Source organism: Agromyces sp. CCNWLW203, assembly GCF_036576125.1.
GTDB lineage: Bacteria > Actinomycetota > Actinomycetes > Actinomycetales > Microbacteriaceae > Agromyces.
This window is the reverse complement of the sequence record NZ_JAZHYX010000001.1, coordinates 318863-341769: the sequence shown is the minus strand read 5'-3', so window position 1 is coordinate 341769 and position 22907 is coordinate 318863. Positions and strand designations below refer to the sequence as shown.

The following is a 22907-nucleotide window of genomic DNA, read 5'->3' as shown; positions in this document are numbered from 1 at the left end:
GGGCGAGACCATGGCCCCCCGAAGGGCCGTGAGAGGCGAGGAGCCGACCCCGGTCATGCTCTCGAGCCTGAAAGCGAACGTGTCAGCACCCCCGCTGCACGCCGATTCGGTTCGGCCGACGCCGGCCGAGGAACTGGAGAAATCATGATCAGCAAAGGTGCTGCAGCGCGCTGCGCTGCGGGCGTGCTCGGCGGGCTCATGCTCGTCGGGGTCGGAACCGCGGCGTTCGCCGCCTACCCCGACCCCGAAGGCAGCTCGGGCGTCGACGTCAAGGTCGACATCGCCGAGGTGCAGAACGGCGCGCTGAGCCTGACGGTGGAGAACACCGAGACGGCACTGACCGAGACCGGCTCGACGGCGGAGTACCGCCAGTTCACCGGCGCCCTCCCGAACGTCACCGTCACCGACACGCGCACCGAGGTGCCCTCGGGCGTCTTCTGGTACGTGACGGGCCAGGCGAGCGACTTCGTGGGTGCGGCGGGTCAGCCGTCGATCACCCCCGACCACCTCGGCTGGTCGCCGGCGCTCGTGACCACGGGCAACGGCGAGGTCGCCGCGGGCGACGAGGTGAAGACATCGCTCGATGCGGCGCCGAACAACGTTGGCCTGACCGGTGAGGAACTGCTCGCCCTCGCGCTCGACTCCGCGAGTGCGACCGCGGCGTCCGGCCAGTGGACGGCCGGCGCGAACCTCGTGCTGAAGACGCCGGTCGATGTCGCTCCGGGTGGCTACACGTCGTTGCTGACGCTGTCGCTCTTCGAAGACGCCCTCTGACCCGGCCCGGAACGCGGTCGGGTCGGCGCGACATCGCCGGCCCGGCCGCACCCTCGGCCCCCATCTCACCGACCGCCTCTCTCCGACCAGGACTCGCCGTGAACACAACTCGACTTCGAGCCGCGCTCGCCGCCCTCGCGACCGCGGCCGGCGCGGTCGCGCTGATCGCTACCGCGACCCCGGCAGCGGCCGACGAGGCCGCCGCGGTGTCGTGGTCGGTCACGCCGGCCGACGCATCCGGGCCTGACGGGCGAGTGGCCATCGAGCACTCGCTCGACGCTGGTGCGACGATCGACGATCACTTCGCGGTGCGCAACCTCGGCACCGAGGCGGTCTCGTTCCGGGTCGCGGCCGCCGACGGGTTCTACAACCGCAACGGCCGATTCGACATGCTGCCGTCCGACCAGGAGTCGGTGGACGCCGGCACCTGGATCACCCTTGCCGAAAGCGTCACGGTGGAGCCCGGTGGCACGGTCGTCGTTCCCTTCACGATCTCGGTTCCCGACAACGCGGAGCCGGGTGACCACGCTGCAGGCATCGCCGCCTCCGTACTGTCGCTCAAGCAGGGCGAGGGCGCAGAGGTCGGCGTGGAGAGCCGCGTCGGGTTCCGCGTGATGACCCGCGTGACGGGCGAGCTCGCCCCGGCCTTCTCGGCTCAGGACGTGCGCACCGACTACCGCACCTCGTGGAACCCGCTCGAACCCGGACGCATCGACGTCTCCTTCGACGTGGTCAACGAGGGCAACACGCGGCTCGAGGTGGGTGGGGTGCTCGATCTCGCCGGGCAGCACGTCCCGTTCCCCGACGAGAGCGCAGGTCCGCAGGAGATCCTGCCGGGGGAGCGTCACACCTTCTCGCTCGTCGTCGACCAGGTGTGGCCGCTCTTCGCCTTCCCGGGCGAGATCGCCCTGGCACCCTCGATCACCACGGCCGACGGTCAGTCGACTGAGGTCGCGCCGGCATCCACGCCGGTGTTCGTCTGGGCGATTCCGTGGCCGCAGCTGCTCGTGCTCGCCGGGTTCGCACTCATCACGATGGCCGTCGTCTGGCGCCGCGGTCGCTCGGTACGTCGCGTCGAGGAACTGGTCAGGCAGGCGCGTGAAGCAGGCCGTCGCGACGCGGTTCCCGAGAGCGGAGCCTGAGCCGGCCGGTCTCGTCCCATTTGCGTATCAAAGGAGAACGCGTGTTCGAAACGAAGTTCGCACTCAGATCGGTATCACTCATCACCGCGGGCCTGCTGGCCGGCATCGGCGTGTTCGCGACGACGAGCGTCGCGCAGGCGGCCGACGAATGGAATCCCGAGTCGTCGTACACGACGACCGACAACGGTGACGGCACCTACTCGGTTCCGCTGCTCAACGCCGATGTGCCGGATGTCAGCGTCGAGCGGGTCCCGGCGTCGCAGAACGACGAGGGGCGCGATGTCTACTACATGATCAGCACCACCATGCAGCTGAGCCCCGGCGCACCGATCATGAAGTCGTACGACCTCGTCAACTGGGAGATCGTGAACTACGCGTTCGACCGCCTCGACATCGGCGACGCCGCCTCGCTCCGCAACGGCTCGAACTCATACGGGCAGGGGCAGTGGGCCTCGTCGCTGCGCTTCCACGACGGCACCTTCTACGTGCTCATCAACTCGCTGAACCTGGGCGGCGCCTACATCTACCGCACCGACGACATCGAGAACGGACCGTGGACGAGGACGGCACTCGGCCGGAGCCTCCACGACCCGTCGCTCTTCTTCGACGACGCCGAAGGCGGAACGCCGTACATCATCTACGGCGGCGTCAGCGCCGTGCGGCTGAACCCGACGCTGACCGCGATCGAGCAGGACTTTCCGAACTTCATCCAGCGCAGCGACTACGCGAGCCACCCGTACGTCGGCAGCAGCGGTCTCTTCGAGGGCGCCCAGGCGTTCTACATCGACGGCCAGTACTACGTGGTGATGATCACCTGGCCGAGCACGGGCCGCCAGGTGGCCATGTTCCGCTCGAGCGAGCTGCTCGGACGACTCGCCGCCACGCCCGCGCCCTACGAGTCCCGTGGCGCGCTGAACTCGAACGGATTCGCCCAGGGCAGCCTCGTGCCCATCGCGAATGACGCGGGCGATGACGACTGGTACGGGTTCTTCTTCCGCGACACCTTTCCGATCGGCCGCATCCCTGCGCTGATCCCGGCGACGTGGAGCGACGGGTGGCCGACGTTCGGCGACAACGGCGTGGTGCCGGTCGACGGCGTCTTCGAGAAGCCGATCGAGCTCACCCCCGAGCAGGAGCGCTTGGAGCGGCTCAAGAGCATCGTCGCGTCCGACGACTTCGACAACGACGCACCGCATCGTGCGTACCAGGACGAGCAATGGACGCTGCCGACGCCGCCCGACCTCGACGAGTCGCTCCTCGGCGTCGAGCTCTTCGGCAATCCGGGGGCCGAGTCCGGAAGCACCGACGGCTGGACCGTCAACGACACCGCGACACTCTCGACGACCACCGATGCGCACAGCGGCTCGACGGCCATCGCGGTCACCGGGCGCTCGACCACTGGCTCCGGTCCGGCGCAGAACGTCACCGGCAAGGTGCAGCACGGCGTGACGTACGACATCTCGGCCTGGGTCAGATACGACAACCCTGCCAGCCCGGCGACCAAGCCGTTCTACCTCACCGCCCGGTACGGCGGGAGCAGTACGACGTACGCCAACCTCACCTCGGCGACCACACTGACTCGCGGCACCTGGGGCAAGGTTTCGGGCTCCTTCACGATTCCGGCGGGGCAGGCGCTCTCGGATGTGCGCATCTTCATCGAGACCCCGTGGACGAGCACGCCGTCGACGGATCCCGACACGCACCTGATGGACTTCACGGTCGACGACGCGTCACTCGTCGGGCGCCCCGTCACCACCGAGCTGCCGCATCCCGACGAGATCGCCCCGAACGGATCGAACCTCGACCTGGCGTGGGAGTGGAACCACGCGCCCGACAATCGGTACTGGTCGCTCACCGATCGCGAGGGCTGGCTGCGGATGACGGCCGGCAAGGTCGTGACCGGTGCATACACGCACCGCGGCTCGGCCGGCGAGCTCACCTGGCTCGAAGAAGCTCGCAACACGCTGTCGCAGCGCACCTTCGGCCCCCGGCAGTCGGTCGAGACGAAGCTCGACATCTCCGGCATGAACGACGGCGACGTCGCCGGTCTCGCGGCATACAACCGGGACTTCTCGTACGTTGCGGTCAAGCGCGTCGAAGGTGTGAACACCGTGGGGGTCGTCCATCGTGGCCAGCCCTTCGCGGCGTCGATCGACCAGTCGGCGATCGAGAGCTTCCTACCGGGTCGCACCGCGGCACTCGGGGATGCGTCAGAGGTGCACCTCAAGGCGGACCTCGACTTCGCTCGCACGCCGGGGCAGCTGTTCACGACCTTCCGCTACAGCCTCGACGGGCTCACGTGGAGCAGCCTCGGCGACCCCGTCGGACCGCTCCGGCTCGACGGAGGACTGACGCACTTCATGGGCCACCGGGTCGGCCTCTTCAACTACGCGACCCAGCAGGCCGGCGGTCACGTCGACGTCGACCGTTTCCTGCTGAGCGACACGCTGACGTCGCAGAACCAGCCGCTCGACGACGGCGACCTGGATGCCGCGATCGCCCACGCCGAGTCGCTCGACTCGATCGACTACCCCGCCGAGGCGTGGGCATCGATGCTCGCCGCGCTCGCCGACGCCCGATCGGCAGCGGCCGCCCCAGTCGGCACGCAGAATCAGCTCGACGCCCCCGAGCGGGCGCTCAGCCTGCAGCTCGCCCGGCTCGCAACGCTGCAGGTGCCCGCACCGTCACTCGACGTCGAGCTGACGGCCGGCACCCGTTGCGTGGCGGGAAAGGCGGTCGTCACCGTGCGCGCGAGCAACGCCGAGGAGGTGCCGATCACGGTCGCCTTCGAGACGGCGTACGGCAGCAGGTCCTTCGCCTCGGTCGCCCCCGGCGGGAATGCGGTGCACGCGTTCACGACACGCCTCACGAGCGTGCCCGAGGGCGCGGCATCCGCTCGATTCTCGGCGACCATCGACGGCGAAACCGTTTCTGCAGAGAGCGAGGCCGGGTACCCGGCCCGCGCGTGCAATTGATCTGGGCGGGCGGACCCGGTCGATCCGGGTCCGTACCGCTCGGAACCCGGTCCCGAGGCCGACCTCGGGACCGGGGCTCGAACGTCCCACGACACGAACATCAAGGAGGATTCGTGGAACTGCAACAGGAACGGCGCAGACGCGTGCCGAGGCGGACCCTGGCCGGACTCGCCCTGGCAGCGCTCATGACCGCATCATTCGCTGCGGCGACGACATCGTACGCCGCCGACGAGGAGCTCATCCTGAACGGCGGCTTCGAGAACGGCACGACCAGTTGGATCGTGAACAACGGCAACGGAACCGACGGCGGCACGCTCGCCACGACGACGGATGCCTACTCGGGATCGAGCGCGGCCGTCATCACCGGGCGCGCCACCACCGGCTCCGGACCGATGCAGGACCTGACCGGCAAGGTGGCGGCAGGTCAGACCTACACGCTCAAGGCCAGGATCAAGTACGACAACGCCAACGGGCCCGCGACGAAGCAGTTCTTCGCCACGATGCACTACGGCGGCAGTACGTACACGAACCTCGTCAGCGTCACGGCGACGAAGGGGCAGTGGGCGTTCATCAACGGCAGCTTCACGATCCCCGCCGGGCAGAGCGTGGCGACCGCCCGCGTCTTCTTCGAGACGCCGTGGACGCAGACGCCGTCGACGGCGCCCGACACGCACCTGATGGACTTCACCCTCGACGACGTCTCGATGGTCGGCGCACCGCCGCCCCCGCCGGCGTCAAGGACCGTCGAGGTCGAGGGCCGGCTGCCGGGTGACCACAACCCGCTGCTCGGGCACAAGTTCGGAGCCGACGGCTTCGGCTTCGTCGACAAGGGTCGCGTGTACATGTACATGACGAACGACACCCAGGGCTACGCACCCAACCCGGCCACGGGTGTCTCTCCGCAGATCAACTACGGTGCGATCAACCAGGTGACCCTCATCTCGTCGACCGACATGGTGAACTGGACGGATCACGGCGAGATCCAGGTCGCAGGGCCGAACGGCGTCGCCCCGTTCACGAACAACTCGTGGGCCCCTGGCATGGCCAAGCAGGTCGTCGACGGCGTGGAGAAGTACTACCTCTACTACGCCAACGGCGGCGGATCGAGCAACGTGCTGACGGGTGCGAGCCCGCTCGGCCCGTGGACGAGCGAGCGCACGAGCACGCTGATCAACGGCAGCACCCCTGGTGCACAGGGCGTCTCCTGGCTCTTCGACCCGGCACCGCTGGTCGACGACGACGGCGAGGAGTACCTCTTCTTCGGCGGCGGCCCCGCGTCGACGAGCATGCCGGCTGCGGAGCGCTTCAACAATCCGAAGAACATCCGCGTCATCGAGCTCGGCGACGACATGGTCTCGACGGAGGGTACAGCGGCCGTCGTCGACGCACCGGTGGCCTTCGAGGCGGCGCAGGTGTTCAAGCGCGGCGAGAAGTACTACCTCTCGTACTCGTCGCACTTCGGCGGCACCGACTTCGGCGGCAGCCAGACGCCGTTGCCCGGCTACCCGGGCGGCGGCCAGATCGGCTACATGATGTCGGAGGATCCGATGTCGTGGCCGAAGGAGGCCTACGCCGGCGTCATGTTCCCGAACCAGTCCCAGTTCTTCGGATCGGGCACCGGCGGCAACAACCACCAGTCCGTCTTCGAGTACGAGGGCAAGTACTACTTCACCTACCACGCACCGACATTGAACAAGCGCATCAACGGCGACTCCACGCAGGGGTACCGCAGCCCGCACATCGAGGAGCTGACGTTCAAGGAGGACGGCACCGTCAACCAGGTCGTCGGCACCTACGCTGGTGTCGATCAGGTGCGGGACTTCGATCCCTACCGGGTGTTCGAAGGCGAGACCCTCGGCTGGACGAAGGGCGTCACGACGGCCAAGACCGATGGCGGATCCACCGAGTTCGGCGCCTCGGCCCCGAACCTCGTGGTGACGGACATCGACGCCGGCGACTGGACCGGCCTGTCGTCGGTGGCGTTCGGTGAGAACGGCGCGGCGACGGTCACGGCGAAGATGAAGCCCCTGCAGTCCGGCGGCGCGATCCAGGTGCGCCTCGACTCCGACGACGGGCCCGTGGTCGGCACGATCGATGTCGACGGCGCCACGGGCGCGTGGGCGGAGGTGACCGCCGACCTCGAGGGGGCGACGGGCACGCACGACGTCTACTTCACCTACAGCGGTGCCACCGGCGACCTGTTCGAGCTCGACACCCTGGCGTTCACCGCGGGCGAGGCAGCCCCGTCGCTCGACGTCGCGGTGACCGCAGGCACCCGATGCATCGCCGGCAATGCGGTCGTGACGGTGCAGGCGAGGAACAACGACGAGGTGCCGGTCTCGCTCGTCGTCGAGTCGTCGTTCGGCACCAAGTCGTTCGCGTCGGTCGCTCCGGGCAAGAACGCGGTGCACGTGTTCACCACCCGTCAGCAGGCCGTGCCGGCTGCCGCGGTCGCCGTGGACGCGACGGCGACCGTCGACGGTGTGGCGACGGCCGTGTCGCTGAGCGCGCCGTACGACGCGCGGTCCTGTGGCTGAGTGAGAACGGCGGCCCGCGCCTTCGCGCTCTCGCTCATCGAATGAGGGGAGCCCGAAGGCGCGGGTCGCCGCGTCTCCGTGCGCCGGGCGAATAGGCTGTTGCCCGTCGGTCGTGCCGGATCGCGCGGGACCGACTGGCCGGAGCACGACGAGTGCGCCGAGACATCCGCGAGACAGGAGACGGCCGTGAGTGACGTCGAGACTGGGGAGCGCCCCGAGAAGCTCGGCATCCGCGAGGTCGCCGCGCTCGCCGGCGTCTCGCACATGACCGTCTCGCGCGTGCTGAACGGGCACCCCAACATCCGCCCGGCCACCCGCCAGCGCGTGCTCGACGTCATTCAAGAACTCGACTTCAAGCCCAACAGTGCGGCGCGTGCGCTCGCGACCCAGCGCACCCAGCGCATCGGCGTCATCGTCGACAGCGCCGTCGAGTTCGGGCCGACCAGCACGCTGCGGGGCTTCGAGTTCGCGGCCCGCTCGAGCGGCTACTCCGTGGCATCCGTCGCACTGCAAGACGACGCGAACCTGACGCCCGAGACGGCGGTGGGCCACCTGATCGCCGAGGGCGTCGACGCACTCTGCGTCGTCGCGCCGCGTTCGTCGTCGGTGTCGGCGCTGCGGCGCATCTCGATCGACGTGCCGGTGCTCGTCGTGAAGGCCGCGAAGGACCCGACCTTCCTCACCGTCAGCGTCGATCAGCAGCTCGGCACCACGCTCGCGGTCGACCACCTGGTCTCACTCGGGCATCGCGACATCCTGCACCTCGCCGGCCCGCTCGACTGGCTCGACGCCCGCGGTCGCGAGCGCGCCTTCCACACCCGCATCGAGCAGTGGGGCCTGAAGGCCCGGCCCATCGTCGTGGGCGACTGGACCAGCGATTTCGGCTACGACTACGCCGTCGGCCTGAAGGGCGTGCCCGAGTACACGGCGATGTTCGTCGCGAACGACGAGATGGCGCTCGGCGTCGTGCACGGCTTCCACGATCGCGGCATCCGGGTACCCGAAGACGTGAGCGTCGTCGGCTTCGACGACCTGCCGCTCTCACGCCACTTCCTGCCGCCGCTCACGACCGTGCGCCAGGACTTCCACGCGCTCGGCGTGAAGGCGATGGAGGTGCTGCGCGCCGCGCTCGAGGGCCGCGAGATCCCGCAGCGCTCGAAGATCCCGAGCGAGCTGGTCGTGCGCGCGTCGACCGCGCCGCCGAGGGCATCATGAGGGCGACGGATGCCGCGGCGCGACCCGTCGTCGAGATGACCGGCATCACCGTGGTGATCGAGGGAACCCCGGTGCTGCACGGCGTCGACCTGCGATTGTTCGGCGGCGAGATCCACGCGCTCATGGGCGGCAACGGTGCCGGCAAGTCGTCGATGGTGAAGGCGCTCACCGGTGCGTACCGCATCGACTCCGGCGAAGTGCGCATCGACGGCGAGCCGGTCGCGCTCTCCGGACCCGCCGCGGCCGAAGCAGCCGGCGTCGCCGCCGCCTTCCAGGATGTCGACCTGTGCGGCAACCTCTCGATCGCCGAGAACATCATGATCGGTCACGAGGAGCGGCGCTGGTACGGCATCTCGTGGCGAGCAACGCGGCTGCGGGCCGTGGAGGTGCTCGACGAGCTGGGGCTCGGCGACCTCGACCCCAAGCTGACGGTGGCGGCGTTGCCACCGGCCATCCAACAGCTCGTCGCGATCGCGCGGGCGCTCGTGACCCAGCCCAAGGTGCTCGTGCTCGACGAGCCGACCTCGAGTCTCGACGCCGACGAGGTGGCCACCCTCTTCCGCGCCCTGCGGCGCCTGCGCGAGCATGGGGTGGCGATTCTCTTCGTCTCGCACTTCCTCGAGCAGGTCTATGCGATCAGCGATCGCATCACGGTGCTGCGCGACGGCCGGGGTCAGGGGGAGTACCCGACCAGAGAACTCGACCGGGCCGAACTGATCTCGAAGATGATCGGCAAGGACCTCACCGAGCTGCGCCGCATCGGGTCGGAGCGGCGGGCCCACCGTGCGGAGCCGACGGGCGAGCCCGTGTACCGCGTGGTCGGCCTCGGCCGTCGGGGCGACTTCGACGCCACCGACTTCGAGTTGCACCGCGGCGAGGTGGTCGGGCTCGGCGGCCTTCGCGGGTCGGGTCGGAGCGAGTTCGGCCAGTTGCTCGGGGGCGTCGTTCGGGGCGACTCGGGTACGGTGCAGATCGATGGCCGCAAGGTCGTGCTGTCGAGCCCCGCGGCGGCGCTGCGTCACCGCATCGCGTTCGCGAGCGAAGACCGCCGTGATGGGGGCATCATCGAGGAGCTGAGCGTGCGCGATAACATCGTGCTCGCACTGCAGGCGATCCGGGGTTGGGCGCGACCGATCTCGCACGCCGAGCGGGACGCGCTGGTCGACCGGTTCATGGAGTCGTTCGACATCGTCGCGCCCGGGCCGGATGCACCGGCCAAGCAGCTCTCGGGCGGCAACCAGCAGAAGGTGCTGCTCGCGAGATGGCTCGCCACGCGGCCGCACGTGCTCGTGCTCGACGAGCCGACGCGCGGTGTCGACATCGCGGCGAAGGTCGAGATCCAGGCCCGTGTGGCCGAGATGGCGAGGGACGGTGTGGCCGTCGTGTTCATCTCCTCCGAGCTCGATGAAGTGGTGCGGCTCAGCGATCGCATCGCGATCCTCAAGGACCGCCGCAAGATCGGCGAGGTGAGCAACGGGCCAGGGCTCAGCGTGGACACGATCATCGAGATGATCGCGGCGGCCGACGACGACGACGCGTAGCGCGGCGTCGAGCGCTTGCGCCGCCGTTTCCGGAACGTTATGTTTCCGGGAACAATCTGTCTTGCGCTTCTCCAATTGTTCCCGGTAACATTCTGGCAGCGGCACGCATCGAGCGGAGCTGCAATCACACACAGACCGCGCAAGCGGGTGGAAGCCGGCAGCAGTGCCGGATCTCAAGGAGGAGATCACATGTCAGTTCAGAGGCGATTCGCGAAGATCCTCGGCCTGGCGGCCGTCGGCGCGATCAGCATCAGCCTCGCCGCGTGCTCGAGCGGCGGCGACAGCGGTTCCAGTGGTGGCGAGGGCGACCTCACCACGGTCGGATTCGTCGCGGTGGGCCCCGAGGGCGCCTGGCGCGAGGCGAACGAGACCAACATCCAGGACACCTTCACCAAGGAAGCCGGCTTCGACCTGAAGTACGCACCGGCCACGAACCTCGACCAGAAGTCGCAGATCGACGCATTCACGTCGTTCGTCGACGAGGGCGTCGACGTGATCCTGCTCTCGGCCACCGAGGCATCCGGCTGGGAGGACTCGCTCGCTCGCGCCCAGGAGGCCGAGATCCCCGTGATCCTGCTCGACCGCGGCATCGAGCCCGACGACGACAGCCTCTACGTGACCCGTATCGCCCCCGACAACGTCGAGGTCGCGACCGAGGTCGGCGCCTGGGCCGTCGAGGCCCTTCCCGAGGGTGGCAACTACATCACCCTCGAAGGCCCCGCCGGCGTCGGCGTCGTCAACGAGCGCAACAAGGGCTGGGATGCCTCGGTCGACGGCTCCAGCCTCGTCGAGGTCGCAGCTCAGACGGCGAACTGGTCGGCCGAAGAGGGCAAGAGCGTCACCGAGACGCTGCTCAAGGCCAACGGCAACAACATCCAGCTGATCTTCGCCCAGAACGACGAGATGGGTCTCGGCGCGGCACAGGCCGTCGAAGAGGCCGGCCTCACGCCGGGCGTCGACGTGAAGATCGCGACGATCGACGGCACGCTCGCCGCCATGGAGGCGCTCGCCGACGGTCAGCTCAGCTACGTGCACGAGTACAACCCGCTGTTCGGTGAGACCGCGCTCGAGGTCGTCGAGAAGGCGCTCGCCGGCGACTCCGTCGAGTCCTACATCATCGTGCCGAGCGAGGCGTTCGACTCGGCCGAGGCAGCACAGGCCGTGCTCGCCGACCGCAAGTACTGACGGTCGCCGCACCGCACTCGCGGTGAACGACGACTGAGGTGCGGGGCCGGCTGCCACAGCGGCCCCGCATCGTCGTCCCACGGCCGGGGGGGGGGGGGGGGGGGGGGGGGGGGGGGCGGGGGGGGCCCGGGGGCGGCCGGGGCGCCCCCCCCCGCCCCCGCCCCCCCCGGCCCGCCCCCCCCCCCCCCCCCCCCCCCCCCCCCCCCCCCCCCCCCCCCCCCCCCCCCCCCCCCCCCCGGCCGGAGCACAGAAATGCGACTGTCATGACTGAAGCACTGCCCCTCATCGAGATGCGCGACATCTCGATCGAATTCCCGGGCGTCAAAGCGCTCGACGGCGTGGACTTCCGCCTCTTCCAGGGCGAGGTCCACGCGCTCATGGGCGAGAACGGCGCCGGCAAGTCGACGCTCATCAAGGCGCTCACCGGCGTCTACAAGATCGACGGCGGCTCCATCGTCGTCGCCGGCCAGGAGCGCCAGTTCCACGGCACCGGCGACGCGCAGAGCGCCGGCATCTCGACCGTCTACCAAGAGGTCAATCTCGTCACCAACCTCTCCATCGGCGAGAACGTGATGCTCGGCCACGAGGTGCGCGGTGCGTTCGGCGTCAACTGGCGAGCCACACACCGGGCCGCGACGGAAGCGCTCGCGACGCTCGGCCTCGAGCACCTCGACACGCACAAGCCGCTGTCGACGCTCTCGATCGCGATGCAGCAGCTCGTCGCGATCAGCCGCGCGATGGCCATCAAGGCGAAGGTGCTCATCCTCGACGAGCCGACGTCGAGCCTCGACGCAGCTGAGGTCGAGGGCCTCTTCCGCGTGATGCGGGTGCTCCGCGACCAGGGCGTCGCGATCCTGTTCGTGTCGCACTTCCTCGACCAGATCTATGCGATCAGCGATCGGCTCACCATCCTGCGGAACGGTCGCTACGAGGGCGAGTACCTCACCCGCGAACTCGACCGTCACGAGCTGATCTCGAAGATGATCGGCAAGGATCTCAGCACGCTCTCGTCCCTCGGCGGCAACCGCCGCGCCGAGGATCGCGACTACGCCGCCGAAGAGCCGCTGCTCTCGGCGAAGGGAATCGCCCGGCGCGGCTCCATCGAACCCACCGACCTCGACATCCACCGCGGCGAGGTGATCGGCTTCGCCGGCCTGCTCGGCTCGGGCCGCACCGAACTCGCGCGCCTGCTCTACGGCGCCGACCGCGCCGACGAGGGCGAGATCACCCTGCAGGGCGCGCGCGTCGACATCAAGAGCCCGGCCGACGGCCTCGGCAAGCGCATCGCGTTCTCGACCGAGAATCGCCGAGACGAGGGCATCATCGGCGACCTGACCGTTCGAGAGAACATGATCCTCGCGGTGCAGGCCGAGCGCGGGTGGGCCCGGCCCATCCCGCGCAAGGAGCAGGACGAACTCGTCGAGAAGTACATCACCGCGCTGAACGTGCGGCCCGCCGACCCGAACCGGCTGATCAAGAACCTCTCCGGCGGCAACCAGCAGAAGGTGCTGCTCGGCCGCTGGCTCGCGACCACGCCCGAGCTGCTGATCCTCGACGAGCCGACGCGCGGCATCGACGTCGGCGCGAAGGCCGAGATCCAGGAGGCCGTCGCGGCGCTCGCCGAAGACGGCGTCTCGGTCGTCTTCATCTCCTCCGAACTCGAGGAGGTCGTGCGCCTGAGCGAGCGCATCATCGTGCTGAAGGACCACCAGAAGATCGGCGAGATCGTCAACGGCCCGACGGTCACCGCGCAGCAGGTCGTCGATGTCATCGCGGCACATGGTGTCGAGGCGGCGTCGCACAGTGGCATCATCGATGCCGAGGCAGGTCTGCACTCGAGCGACGGCACGCAGGAGAGCGCCCATGCGCTCACTGCGGCGAAGGAGGAATCATGAGCACCGCTGCTCGATGGTCATGGCTGCGCGAACTCATTCGCAAGCCGTTCTTCTGGGGGCTGATCGCGATCGTCGCGCTGCTCGCCCTCAACGTGCTGAAAGACCCCAACTACCTGGCGATCACCGTCAATCCGGTCAACGGCCACCTCGTCGGCAACGTCATCGACATCCTGCGGGCGTCGGCGCCGATCCTGATGATCGCGGTCGGCATGTCGCTCGTCATCGCGACCGGCGGCATCGACCTCTCGGTCGGCTCGGTGATGGCCGTCTCGGGCGCCGTCGCGATGGTGTTCATGAAGGAGGCGGGGGAGTCGGGCTCGCTCGGCGTCGCGCTCGGCGCGATCGGCCTCGCCCTGCTCGTCAGCGCGGTGCTCGGCGCGGTGAACGGCGTGCTGGTCGCGTACGTCGGCCTGCAGCCGTTCATCAGCACGCTCATCATGATGCTCGCCGGCCGCGGCATCGCGAAGGTGATCACCGAGGGGCAGAACACCTCGGCCACGAACGACCCGTTCCGCTGGATCGCGAACGGGTTCGTCTTCGGCCTTCCCGTCGTCTTCCTCCTCGCGATCGCGATCGTGCTCGTTGTCGGCTTCGTGGTTCGCCGCAGCGCGCTCGGCCTCATGATCGAGGCGATCGGCATCAACCCGAAGGCGAGCCGCATGGCGGGCATCAAGCCGAACGGCCTGCTGCTGACCGTCTACATCCTGAGCGCCGTGCTGGCCGGCATCGCCGGCATCATGTCGGTCGGCACCGTGATGACGGTCGACGTCTCGCGCACCGGCTACCAGATGGAGCTCGACGCGATCCTCGCCGTCGTCATCGGCGGCACCTCGCTCGCCGGCGGCAAGTTCTCGATCACCGGCGCGGTCGTCGGCGGCCTCCTCATCGCGACCCTCGACAAGACCATCGTCTTCCTCGGCATCTCGTCGTCGGCCACTCCCGCCTTCAAGGCGATCGTCATCGTCGTGCTGTGCCTCCTGCAGTCCGAACGGGTGCGCAGTTGGTTCGTGCAACGCCGTAGGCCCCCGCAGGGGCGGATGACGCCGATCCCCGCCCCGGTGAAGCAGGAGAACCAGGAGGTGACGGCATGACCGCCGTGCAGACCCCGCGGGCCGGGGCGCCCGCCGAGGCATCCGCAGTCTCGAAGCTCGTTGCCCGCGTGAAGCGCGTCGTGGCATCGAACCCGTCGGTGCTGCCGACGGTCGCTGCGATCGTCATCTTCATCAGCATGGTGATCTACGGCGAAGTGGCCTACGGCCGCATCGTGCAGGCCAACACGCTGTCGAACCTGCTCATCAACAACGCGCACCTCATCATCCTCGCGGTGGCGATGACGTTCGTGATCCTCACGGGCGGCATCGACCTGTCGGTCGGCTCGATCATCGCGCTCTCGAGCGTCGCCGGAGTGATGCTCTCCAACGCCGGCTGGGATCCGCTCGTCGTGATCGTGCTGATGATCGTCATCGGCACGGTGTTCGGGCTGGCCAGCGGCATCCTGATCCAGTACTTCAACGTGCAGCCGTTCATCGCGACGCTCGCGATGATGTTCCTCGGCCGAGGCCTCGCGGCCCTGCTCAGCACCCAGCCCGAGCGGCTGCCCGAGGATTCGCCGATCCGGTGGCTCGGCGAGCAGTTCAAGGTGGTCGACGGCGAGAAGGTGAACGACCTGGTGGTCACCCCCGGTGTCGTGATCGCACTCCTCGTCGTGCTCGCCGCGTTCTTCGTGCTGCACCGCACACGCACCGGGCGCACCGTGTACGCGATCGGCGGCTCCGAGAGCTCGTCGGCGCTCATGGGCCTCGCGGTGCCGCGCACCAAGGTGCTCGTGTACGTCATCAGCGGCACGCTCTCGGGCGTCGCCGCCGTGGTGTACACCTCGCGGCTCGGCATCGCGCAGAACATCACCGGCATCGGGTGGGAGCTCGACGCGATCGCCGCGACCGTGATCGGCGGCACGCTGCTCACCGGCGGCTACGGGTACGTGCTCGGCTCGGTGGTCGGCGCCCTCGTGCTCGGGCTGATGAACGTGCTGATCACGCGTGACGGCGGCATCCCGCCCGAGATGACGACGATCATCACGGGCGGCATCCTGCTGGTCTTCGTGCTGCTGCAGCGTGCAGTGACGTCGAAGCGGCATACCTAGCCGCAGTTCCCGTGAAGAAGGGCCGGATGCCTCGTGGCATCCGGCCCTTCCGTCGAACCACGGCGACTGGGCGACTCGACGACCGCGATCGATGGGGAGTGCTGCCCATTCTCCCGGCGCCGCTGCGCGTGGTGTGATCGGCGTGCGCGAAAGGGGCGCAACAGACGCCGGCGCCGCTCCGGCGCTCGAGATTGGGGAATGCGAACATGAAGAAGTTCCGACGGGGAATTGCCGGAGGCGCGGTGGCGCTCGCGATCGCAGGCCTCTGCGCCATCGCGCCGGCGACCGCTGCGACCGCCTACAGCGGCACGACGGGCAAGGGCTGCACGGCCTATCAGTACTCGCGCGGCGGCTACGCCACGTGCGTCGGTCAGCTCCAGCGGATGCTGAACGGAGTGCAGTCGGCGTACGGCCTGGGCAGCGCCCTCGCCGTCGACAACTCGTTCGGCCCCGCCACCGATTCGCAGGTGCGCAGGTTCCAGAGTTGGGTGCACATCACCTCCGACGGCATCGTCGGACGCAACACGTGGAACACGCTCTGCTCGTACGCCGGTCAGGTCAACTTCGCCTACGCGGGCTCGAGTGCGGCGAAGCGCACGGCGTGGCAGGCCGCGTACGACGCCGGATGCTACGTCGAGAAGCCCGCCTCGGGATCGCCCGGGTACGTCACCATCTCGAAGTACTAGTCGCCACGTCGACGTGTGGAGGGCGGGTGGCGCGCGCCACCCGCCCTCCGGCGTTCAACCGAGCGACGCGTTCATCGCGCCGGCTCCGCGAGCACCCGGCCGCTGACGGCCAGCGCGAGGCTTCGCGGCATGAACCGCACGAGGGTGCTGGTGAGGGCGTTGGCCCGGCCCGAGACGACGCTCGCCGGCGGCCGCCGCCGGTCGAGACGGCGCATGGTGAGTGCCACGACCTGCTCGGGCGTCTGGAAGCGGCCGACCGCGGCATCGCGGGTGCCGACGACGTCGAAGAACTCGGTGCTCGTCGCGCCGGGGCTGAGTGCGAGCACCCGCAACGACGATGCGCGGGTCTCGTGGGCGAGCGCTTCGGTGTAGTTCAGCACGAACGACTTGGATGCCCCGTAGACCGCCATGTCGGGGCACGGCTGGTACGCGGCGACGCTCGCGACGTTCACGAGGGCGCCTCGCCCGTCGGCGACGAGGTCGGGCAGGAACTCGCGGGTGATCGCCACGAGTGAGGCGATGTTCAGCTGCACCATCTCGGCGATGCGCCCCGCATCGGACTCGACGAAGGCACCCTTGACGCCGAAGCCGGCGTTGTTGACGAGCGTCTGGATCCGGATGCCCCGGTCGTGGAGTGCCGCTCGCAGCGCGGTGTGGGCGTCGGGCTGCGCGAGGTCGAGTGCGATCGGCGTAGCGCGCACGCCGTGCTCGCGCTCGATGCGCTCGGCCAGTTCGCGGAGTCGTGCTTCGCGGCGGGCGACGAGCACGACGTCGGCGCCACGACGAGCGAAGGCGATCGCGAACTCGGCGCCGAGGCCCGAGCTCGCGCCGGTGATCAGGGCAGTGGTTCCGGTGAAGTCAGTGGTCATGTGAGCCAATGTAGACAGTGACAGCATTGTTGTCAATGTCTACTTTCGGATAGAGTGCACGAGTGACCGAACGTGCGTACCACCACGGCAACCTGCGTCAGGAGCTCCTCGAGCGCGCGTGGGCGACGATCGACGGCGACGGCCTCGACGCCCTGTCGCTGCGCCAGCTCGCACGAGACGTGGGCGTCAGCCACGGGGCATCCGCTCGCCATTTCGCCGATCGCACCGCGCTGCTCGACGCCATCGCGGTCACGGGCTTCACGCGCATGAACGACGCGCTCGCCGCGGCGGTGACGAGCGAAACGACGTTCGCCGGGCAGTTGCATGCCGCGGGCCTCGCCTACATCGGGTTCGCGGTCGATCACCCGGCGATCCTCGACCTCATGTACAAGGCGAAGCACCACCCCGATGCATCGCCCGAACTCGCTGCGCTCAGCCGGGCGAGCATGGTCGTCGTGAACGAACTCGTCGGCGAGGCGCAGGCGCGGGGCGAGGTTCGATCGGGCGACATCGAACGCCAGTCGCTCGTCGTCTTCGCCGCGGTGCACGGCGTCGCCGCGCTCGCCACCGACGACCTGCTCGACGGGGTGCACTGGCGTGACGCCGCCGAGGCGACGATCGATGCCGTGCTCAGCTCGCTGACCGGTGTCGACGCGCCGTGACCCGCGCCGTCAGGCGTCGGTCGCGCGCATGCCCGCCGAGCCCAGCACCCGCTCGACCGTGAGCTCGAGCACCACCCGCTGCGGGTTCGGGCGCGGCTGCCGGTAGCGCGCGGCGTAGAGCTCGACCGCGAGCGCGACCGCCTCAGGATCATCGTGCACGCGCGCCGGGCCCTCGAAGCTGATCCAGCGCCCGCCGTCGACCGTGTTGACGCTGGCGCGCCCGCTGCGCTCGGCGTTCAGGAACTTCTGCGAACCACGACCGCCGATGACGCGCACGACCCCGTCGAGATAGGTGATGCCGACCGGCACCGAGTGCACGCGCCCCTGCCGGTCGAGGGTCGAGAGCGTCGCGAGGTGGTACTCCGAGAGGAACTCTCGAGCGGTGTCGGTCAGCACTTCGCGCCTTTCAGGCAGGGGGATCGCGGGAGATCAGCCCCGCCCACCAAGTCTACGAACGAGCGGATGCCGCGGAGCACCCGCCGTCACCAGCCGTCGATGACCGACATGAACCCCGCGAACGCGAAGAGGCCCGGCACGACGTAGAGGAAGGCGAGCAGGGCGTACCAGCCGACGGCGCCGAGCACCGACCACACGCCGGTGCGCCGATCGCGGATGCCGAGCCGTCGGCCGTCGGGTCCGATGATCGGTCGCGGTTCGACCCACGCGATCTTCGGGTTCTGGCGGTTCGCCGCGATCTTGGCGAGCACCCTCGGAACGTCCTGCCCGGGCACGCGCTCGTCGAGATAGCGCCGCGACTTCGAGATGATGCGCGGAGCCACTGCCGTGAGGATCGCGTGCGCGGACTCCCAGACCTCCGCCTCGGAGAAGTCGGCGGCGCGCGGGCTGAAGAAGACGAGGGTGTCGTCGACGATCTCGACGTTGTACAGGTGGGCGCGGTCGATGAGGGCCGCCATGACATCGGGAGTCAGCACGTAGAGCGCCTCCTTCCCGTACGTCTGCGGCGCATACACCCGGAACCACCGGTCGAAGTCGCCCTCCAGCGACATCCGCTGCTCGCGTTCGAAGCCGACGGGCAGGTCGCCGCCGAGGCGGCCATCGGATGTCGCGTCGAGGATGAGGTGCGGCAGCGGTGCCGGCAACCGGACCGCGAGGTAGTGCCAGGTGGCCGAGCGGCCCGAGCGGCGGGAGGTGAGGTTGCCGAGCTCGACACCCGGCGCGACGAATCGCGGGTACTCGCGAACGGCGGTGCGCTCGACCGTGATGATCGAGGAGAACGTCGCCACGGGGCTCGGCTTCGGTTCGAAACCGTTGGCGAGTGCGGTCAGGGTCTGCCGCCACTCCCTCATCCGCGCTCGCGGCGACGGCGGCCGGGATGCCCATCGCCGCAGCAGGAACGCGCCGAAGAGCCAGGCGGCGAGCACGGCGACCGTGGCGATCAGCTCACCGATGTCGGCGGCGCCGGCGGCACCGTCTTGGAACACGTCGACGCGGATACCGGTGCGCACGAAGGCGATGAAGAGGAACCACAGGATCAGGCAGTCGTTGACGTGCACGAGCACCTGACGCTTCGTGGGCACCCACTTCGGCCGCGACTCGCGCCGCACGGTCGCCATCGCGGCGGCCACCTCCGCGTCCGAAGCGTGCAGCCAGCGCACGTCGATCGTGGCGGCGAGTTCGGTGGCGCGAGTCGGCGGGTGGCTCATGTCTCAGTCCTGAGGTTGCGTACGGCCGTGAGGTCGCGTACGGCGCGGGGCGAACGTCCAGTAGATCATGCCGCCGGCATGGGGCGGTGGAGCGGGATCGCCTCAGGCCAGCCGCACCGCCTCCTCGACGAGCTCGGCGAGGGTGAAGGCGGCGCCGCGCGTCGAGGCATCCCGCCACTGCTCGCTCGTGAGGCCCTGTCGCACCCGGTCGCGATAGCGGTCGAAGTCGGCGGGTTCGTTCGCCCGCGGGTCGAAGCCGTACCGTGCGCCGATCGCGTCGACGGCGCCGATGATGCGTGCGCCTGCGGCATCCGCCCCCGTGCCCGCTGCCGCGCCGGCCGCGACCGATGACGCGATGAGCACGGCGATCGGATCGGCGAGCACATGCGGTGACGTGAGCACCGCCCGCAGCGTCGCAAGCGCTCGGCGCGGAGACCGCGCGTCGAGGTGGACCTTCGCGGCGACCACTCCCGACATCAGCAGCACCCAGCCGTGCCCCGACCGCTCCGCGAGCGTGTGCGCCGACGCCGTGAACCGCAGGGCCTCGTCGTGATCACCGCGAGAGCGGTAGACCTGGGCGGCGATCAGGGCGACCATCGCCTGCGTGCTCGGCGGAGCTCCGTCGAGATGATCCTGCGCGCTGCGGATGCGCTCGACCGCGGCTCGGGTGCCGTCGGGGGTCAAGGTGGCGAGGTAGGCGAGGAACGCGAACGACAACGCGACGAGGCCGACGTCGTGCGCCTCCCGCGAGCACTCCAGCGCCTCTTCGAGCACGGTGGCCGCCTCGTCCATCGAACCGAGCTGGTACGCGAGGATTCCGTGGCCGAGTCGTGCCTGCGACTCCACCGATGCCGGTGCGCGCCCCGGCACCGAGGCGGCTCGCCTCGCATCGGTGAGAGCGGATGCCTGTGCGCCCGAGGTGAGACCCATCCACGCCATACCCGCGGCGATGCACAGCGCACTCGTGCGATCGCCGTCGTCGATCGCATGCTCGAACGCCGCCGCGATGTCGGCCCGCTCCGCCTCGATGCGTTGCCTGGCCGCATCGGCCTCGTTCGTCGTCAGTTCGTGGAATGCGGCGAGGGTTCGCTCGGCGAACCACCTCGTATGACGCTCCCGTGCGCCACTCGAGTCGTCTGATCCGGTCGGGCCGTTTGCGTTCGTCGGGTCGTCGTTCGGCGCATGCACGTGCCGATGCACGACCTCGGGGACACGGAAGAGCGCGAGGTCGCCGCGCGACTCGGCCGCCACGAGCGACCAGCCGAGGAGCGCGTCGAGGTCGGCCGGTGCGGTCGGGCCGGCGATGGCGATGGCGCTCTCGCGGGTGAACGGCCCGCGGAAGTCGCAGAGGCGTTCGAGCGTCTCGCGCTGGCCGGGGGCGAGCAGGGCGAGCGTGGCCGAGAGTGCCGTCGCCAGCGGGCCGCGATCGCCGCCGGCTGCCGGCGACAGCTCGTCGATCACCGAAGCGAACGGCGCCTGCGCCGCGCGCGCTGCCGCGAGTTCGATCGCGAGCGGCAGGTGGCCGAGCGCCGCCATCAGCTCGGAGAGTTCGGCGGCCTCGCCGGGGGATGCGGCGTGGCCCGACCGAAGGGCGAACAGCGCCCGCGCATCGGCGGGGCTCAGCGCGCCGACGCGGTGCACGCTCTCGCCCGGAACGCCCAGCGATCGGCGCGCGGTGACCACGGCGGTCACCTCCGGCGATCGTTCGAGCAGGCTGGCGAGGCCGGCAGCGGTGGTCTCCACGTCGTCGTCGGCGCCGTCGAGGACGATGGTGCCGCGAAGCGGTCTCAGTCGTGCGGCGACGCTGTCGAGCGTCTCGTCGCGAGCGCCGACGGCGAGGGACAGGTCTCGCAACCACCCGCCGCCGGCGCAGAACCAGACGTGCTCCTGCGTGGCTGCAGCAGTGCCGCGGGCCCACTCGACGACGAGCCGGGTCTTGCCGACGCCGGCCGGCCCGGCCAGCGTGACGAGCCGCGAGAGCCGCAGGGCCGCGGCCAGGCGGGCCTCGTCCTCCGGTCGGGACTGGTACGCGGCGAGCGGGGCCGGGACCCCGATGCGTCGCGTGGCCGCTGCGGGAGAGAGATCGTGCGCGCTCGCGCCGGTCGCGATGCCTCGTTGCCGGACCTGCGCCCGACCGGCGAGGAGGAGCGCTCGCAGCTCCGGATCATCGGGATCGTGCGCCAGGGCACGCTCCACGACGACGGGTGCGAGCGGATGGCCCGGGTGCGCGTCGACCGCTCGCACGACGGCCCGGCGCAGCGCCGTCCGCGCCTCGGCGCGCGCGTCGTGGAGGAACGGCGAAGTGCCGGCTCCCTCGAACGCCACCGCGCCGATCACGGTGACGAGATCGTCGAGCGCATCGTCACCAGGTGCAGCGGACGACTCGGCGATCCGATGCACCGACCAGAGATCGACCTCGAGGGTCGGGCCCGCGTGCAGCAGGTACCCCTGGCGCCCGCCCCGGAGGTGCGGACCGAGCGGGGTCGAGCGCAGGCGCGAGATATTCGCACGGAGGGCGGAGCGCACGCCGGGCGATGACTCACCCCAGACCTCGCGCAGCAGCGTCTCGGCTGGTCGGAGCCGGCCCCGCGCTGCCACGAGGGCCGCAAGCAGCGCCCGGGCGCGGGGTCCGCCGAGGGGGATGTCGTCGCCGTCGACACTCGCCGAGAATGTCCCGAACGCGCGCACGCGCACGATCGGATCGGTGGCGGGCGACGCGTGAATCATTGCAGAATCATTGCAGAGCCTTCGTTCGCCCGCGAATGGAGCACCGGCGCGCAGGCTGTGGTCATGCAGATGATTCATGACGATACAACCGCCGTCTCCTTCGACACGTCGCTCGGCCGCGTTGTCGCCCGTGTGACGGGCGAGGGCCCGATCGCGGTGCTGTGGCACGGCATGTTCGTCGACGGCCGAAGCTGGGATCCCGTGATTCCCCGCTTGCGGCAGCGTCGCCGGCTCGTCGTGCTCGATGCGCCGGGGTACGGTGCGAGCGACGCACTCGAACGCCTCTCCACGATCGAGGAGTGCGCCGAGGTCGCCGTGCAGATCGTCGACCAGTTGCCCGGCACCGGGCCGGTGGACTGGCTCGGCGCCGCGTGGGGCGGGCACGTCGGCATGGCCGCGGCCGCACTGTTCCCGGGCTCGCTCCGATCACTCGTGGCGATCAGCTCGCCGGTCGAGCCGATCGATCGTTTCTTCAGACTCAAGCTCATCATCGCGAGCGGCGCGCTGGCGCGCCTCGGACCGATCGCGCACCTGCGGCACGCGGTGCACGGGGCGCAGTTGACGAAGGCGAATCAGCACAACGCAGACATGACCGCGATCATCGACGACGCGATGACCGGCGTCGAACCCGAAGCGCTCGCACGAACCGTGACCTCGTTCATCATCAATCGAACGGATGCCACGCACCGCCTGCCGCGCATCCACGTGCCCGCCCTGCTGGTGGCGGGAGACGACCGAGGGGAGTGGTCGCCCGAGATCATGGCGGAGGCGGCCGATCGCATCCCGAACGCCAGGACCGCGGTCGTCAACGGCGCTCGAACGCTCGTGCAGGTCGAGCAGCCCGAGGCCACGGCGAACGCGGTGGAGGCGTTCTGGGACTCACTGTGATGCC

The 22907-nt window shown here is 69.6% G+C and carries 17 protein-coding genes; 13 read left to right on the top strand and 4 right to left on the bottom strand.

Annotated elements, in window-relative coordinates; translation table 11 throughout:
- Nucleotides 1-144: 144 nt before the first annotated feature.
- The 11 genes from VPH61_RS01590 (at nucleotide 145) to VPH61_RS01540 (ending at nucleotide 16093) form a co-directional block, all read left to right on the top strand.
- Nucleotides 145-774 carry a hypothetical protein gene (locus VPH61_RS01590; protein WP_332061772.1) on the top strand — a complete coding sequence of 210 codons (630 nt, stop codon included), beginning with the start codon at nucleotides 145-147 and terminating at the stop codon, nucleotides 772-774.
- 98 nt (nucleotides 775-872) lie between these two features.
- The gene (locus VPH61_RS01585; RefSeq protein ID WP_332061771.1) at nucleotides 873-1916 is read left to right on the top strand and encodes a hypothetical protein; all 1044 of its coding nucleotides are present in this window, start codon (nucleotides 873-875) and stop codon (nucleotides 1914-1916) included.
- A gap of 41 nt (nucleotides 1917-1957) precedes the next feature.
- Nucleotides 1958-4891: a carbohydrate binding domain-containing protein gene (locus VPH61_RS01580; RefSeq protein WP_332061770.1), complete on the top strand. Its 2934-nt coding sequence runs from the start codon at nucleotides 1958-1960 to the stop codon at nucleotides 4889-4891.
- Nucleotides 4892-5076: 185 nt separating this feature from the next.
- Nucleotides 5077-7428 (top strand): family 43 glycosylhydrolase, encoded by a 2352-nt coding sequence (locus VPH61_RS01575; RefSeq protein ID WP_332061769.1) that lies wholly within the window; start codon nucleotides 5077-5079, stop codon nucleotides 7426-7428.
- Between the two features lie 186 nt (nucleotides 7429-7614).
- Nucleotides 7615-8643 carry a LacI family DNA-binding transcriptional regulator gene (locus VPH61_RS01570; protein ID WP_332061768.1) on the top strand — a complete coding sequence of 343 codons (1029 nt, stop codon included), beginning with the start codon at nucleotides 7615-7617 and terminating at the stop codon, nucleotides 8641-8643.
- Entirely contained in the window at nucleotides 8640-10184 is a 1545-nt protein-coding gene (locus VPH61_RS01565) for a sugar ABC transporter ATP-binding protein (RefSeq protein WP_332061767.1), read from the top strand. Before VPH61_RS01570 ends, VPH61_RS01565 begins: the two co-directional genes overlap by 4 nt.
- Nucleotides 10185-10373: 189 nt before the next feature.
- Nucleotides 10374-11369, top strand: coding sequence for an ABC transporter substrate-binding protein (locus tag VPH61_RS01560; protein ID WP_332061766.1), 996 nt, complete (start codon nucleotides 10374-10376; stop codon nucleotides 11367-11369).
- Nucleotides 11370-11632: 263 nt separating this feature from the next.
- On the top strand, nucleotides 11633-13264 hold the full coding sequence (locus VPH61_RS01555) for a sugar ABC transporter ATP-binding protein (protein ID WP_332061765.1): 1632 nt from the start codon (nucleotides 11633-11635) through the stop codon (nucleotides 13262-13264).
- Nucleotides 13261-14355, top strand: coding sequence for an ABC transporter permease (locus VPH61_RS01550; RefSeq protein WP_332061764.1), 1095 nt, complete (start codon nucleotides 13261-13263; stop codon nucleotides 14353-14355). Before VPH61_RS01555 ends, VPH61_RS01550 begins: the two co-directional genes overlap by 4 nt.
- Nucleotides 14352-15407: an ABC transporter permease gene (locus tag VPH61_RS01545; RefSeq protein ID WP_332061763.1), complete on the top strand. Its 1056-nt coding sequence runs from the start codon at nucleotides 14352-14354 to the stop codon at nucleotides 15405-15407. Before VPH61_RS01550 ends, VPH61_RS01545 begins: the two co-directional genes overlap by 4 nt.
- A gap of 206 nt (nucleotides 15408-15613) precedes the next feature.
- A complete protein-coding gene (locus tag VPH61_RS01540) occupies nucleotides 15614-16093 on the top strand; it encodes a peptidoglycan-binding domain-containing protein (protein ID WP_332061762.1) in 480 nt (159 codons plus the stop codon).
- A gap of 71 nt (nucleotides 16094-16164) precedes the next feature.
- Here VPH61_RS01540 and VPH61_RS01535 read toward each other — a convergent pair whose 3' ends face one another.
- Nucleotides 16165-16962 (bottom strand): SDR family NAD(P)-dependent oxidoreductase, encoded by a 798-nt coding sequence (locus VPH61_RS01535; RefSeq protein ID WP_332061761.1) that lies wholly within the window; start codon nucleotides 16960-16962, stop codon nucleotides 16165-16167.
- Between the two features lie 62 nt (nucleotides 16963-17024).
- On the opposite strand from VPH61_RS01535, the gene VPH61_RS01530 reads away from it, so the two are divergent.
- A complete protein-coding gene (locus VPH61_RS01530; protein ID WP_332061760.1) occupies nucleotides 17025-17624 on the top strand; it encodes a TetR/AcrR family transcriptional regulator in 600 nt (199 codons plus the stop codon).
- A gap of 9 nt (nucleotides 17625-17633) precedes the next feature.
- Here VPH61_RS01530 and VPH61_RS01525 read toward each other — a convergent pair whose 3' ends face one another.
- The 3 genes from VPH61_RS01525 to VPH61_RS01515 all read right to left on the bottom strand — a co-directional run bounded on the left by VPH61_RS01525 (nucleotide 17634) and on the right by VPH61_RS01515 (nucleotide 22015).
- On the bottom strand, nucleotides 17634-18020 hold the full coding sequence (locus tag VPH61_RS01525) for a TIGR03618 family F420-dependent PPOX class oxidoreductase (protein ID WP_332061759.1): 387 nt from the start codon (nucleotides 18018-18020) through the stop codon (nucleotides 17634-17636).
- Nucleotides 18021-18106: 86 nt separating this feature from the next.
- The gene (locus VPH61_RS01520) at nucleotides 18107-19288 is read right to left on the bottom strand and encodes a hypothetical protein (RefSeq protein ID WP_332061758.1); all 1182 of its coding nucleotides are present in this window, start codon (nucleotides 19286-19288) and stop codon (nucleotides 18107-18109) included.
- A 102-nt stretch (nucleotides 19289-19390) separates the two neighbouring features.
- Nucleotides 19391-22015, bottom strand: a complete 2625-nt coding sequence (locus tag VPH61_RS01515) for a winged helix-turn-helix domain-containing protein (protein WP_332061757.1) — start codon at nucleotides 22013-22015, stop codon at nucleotides 19391-19393.
- Between the two features lie 63 nt (nucleotides 22016-22078).
- Between VPH61_RS01515 and VPH61_RS01510 the strand changes: the two genes are divergently transcribed.
- Nucleotides 22079-22903 carry an alpha/beta fold hydrolase gene (locus VPH61_RS01510; protein ID WP_332061756.1) on the top strand — a complete coding sequence of 275 codons (825 nt, stop codon included), beginning with the start codon at nucleotides 22079-22081 and terminating at the stop codon, nucleotides 22901-22903.
- Nucleotides 22904-22907 lie beyond the last annotated feature (4 nt).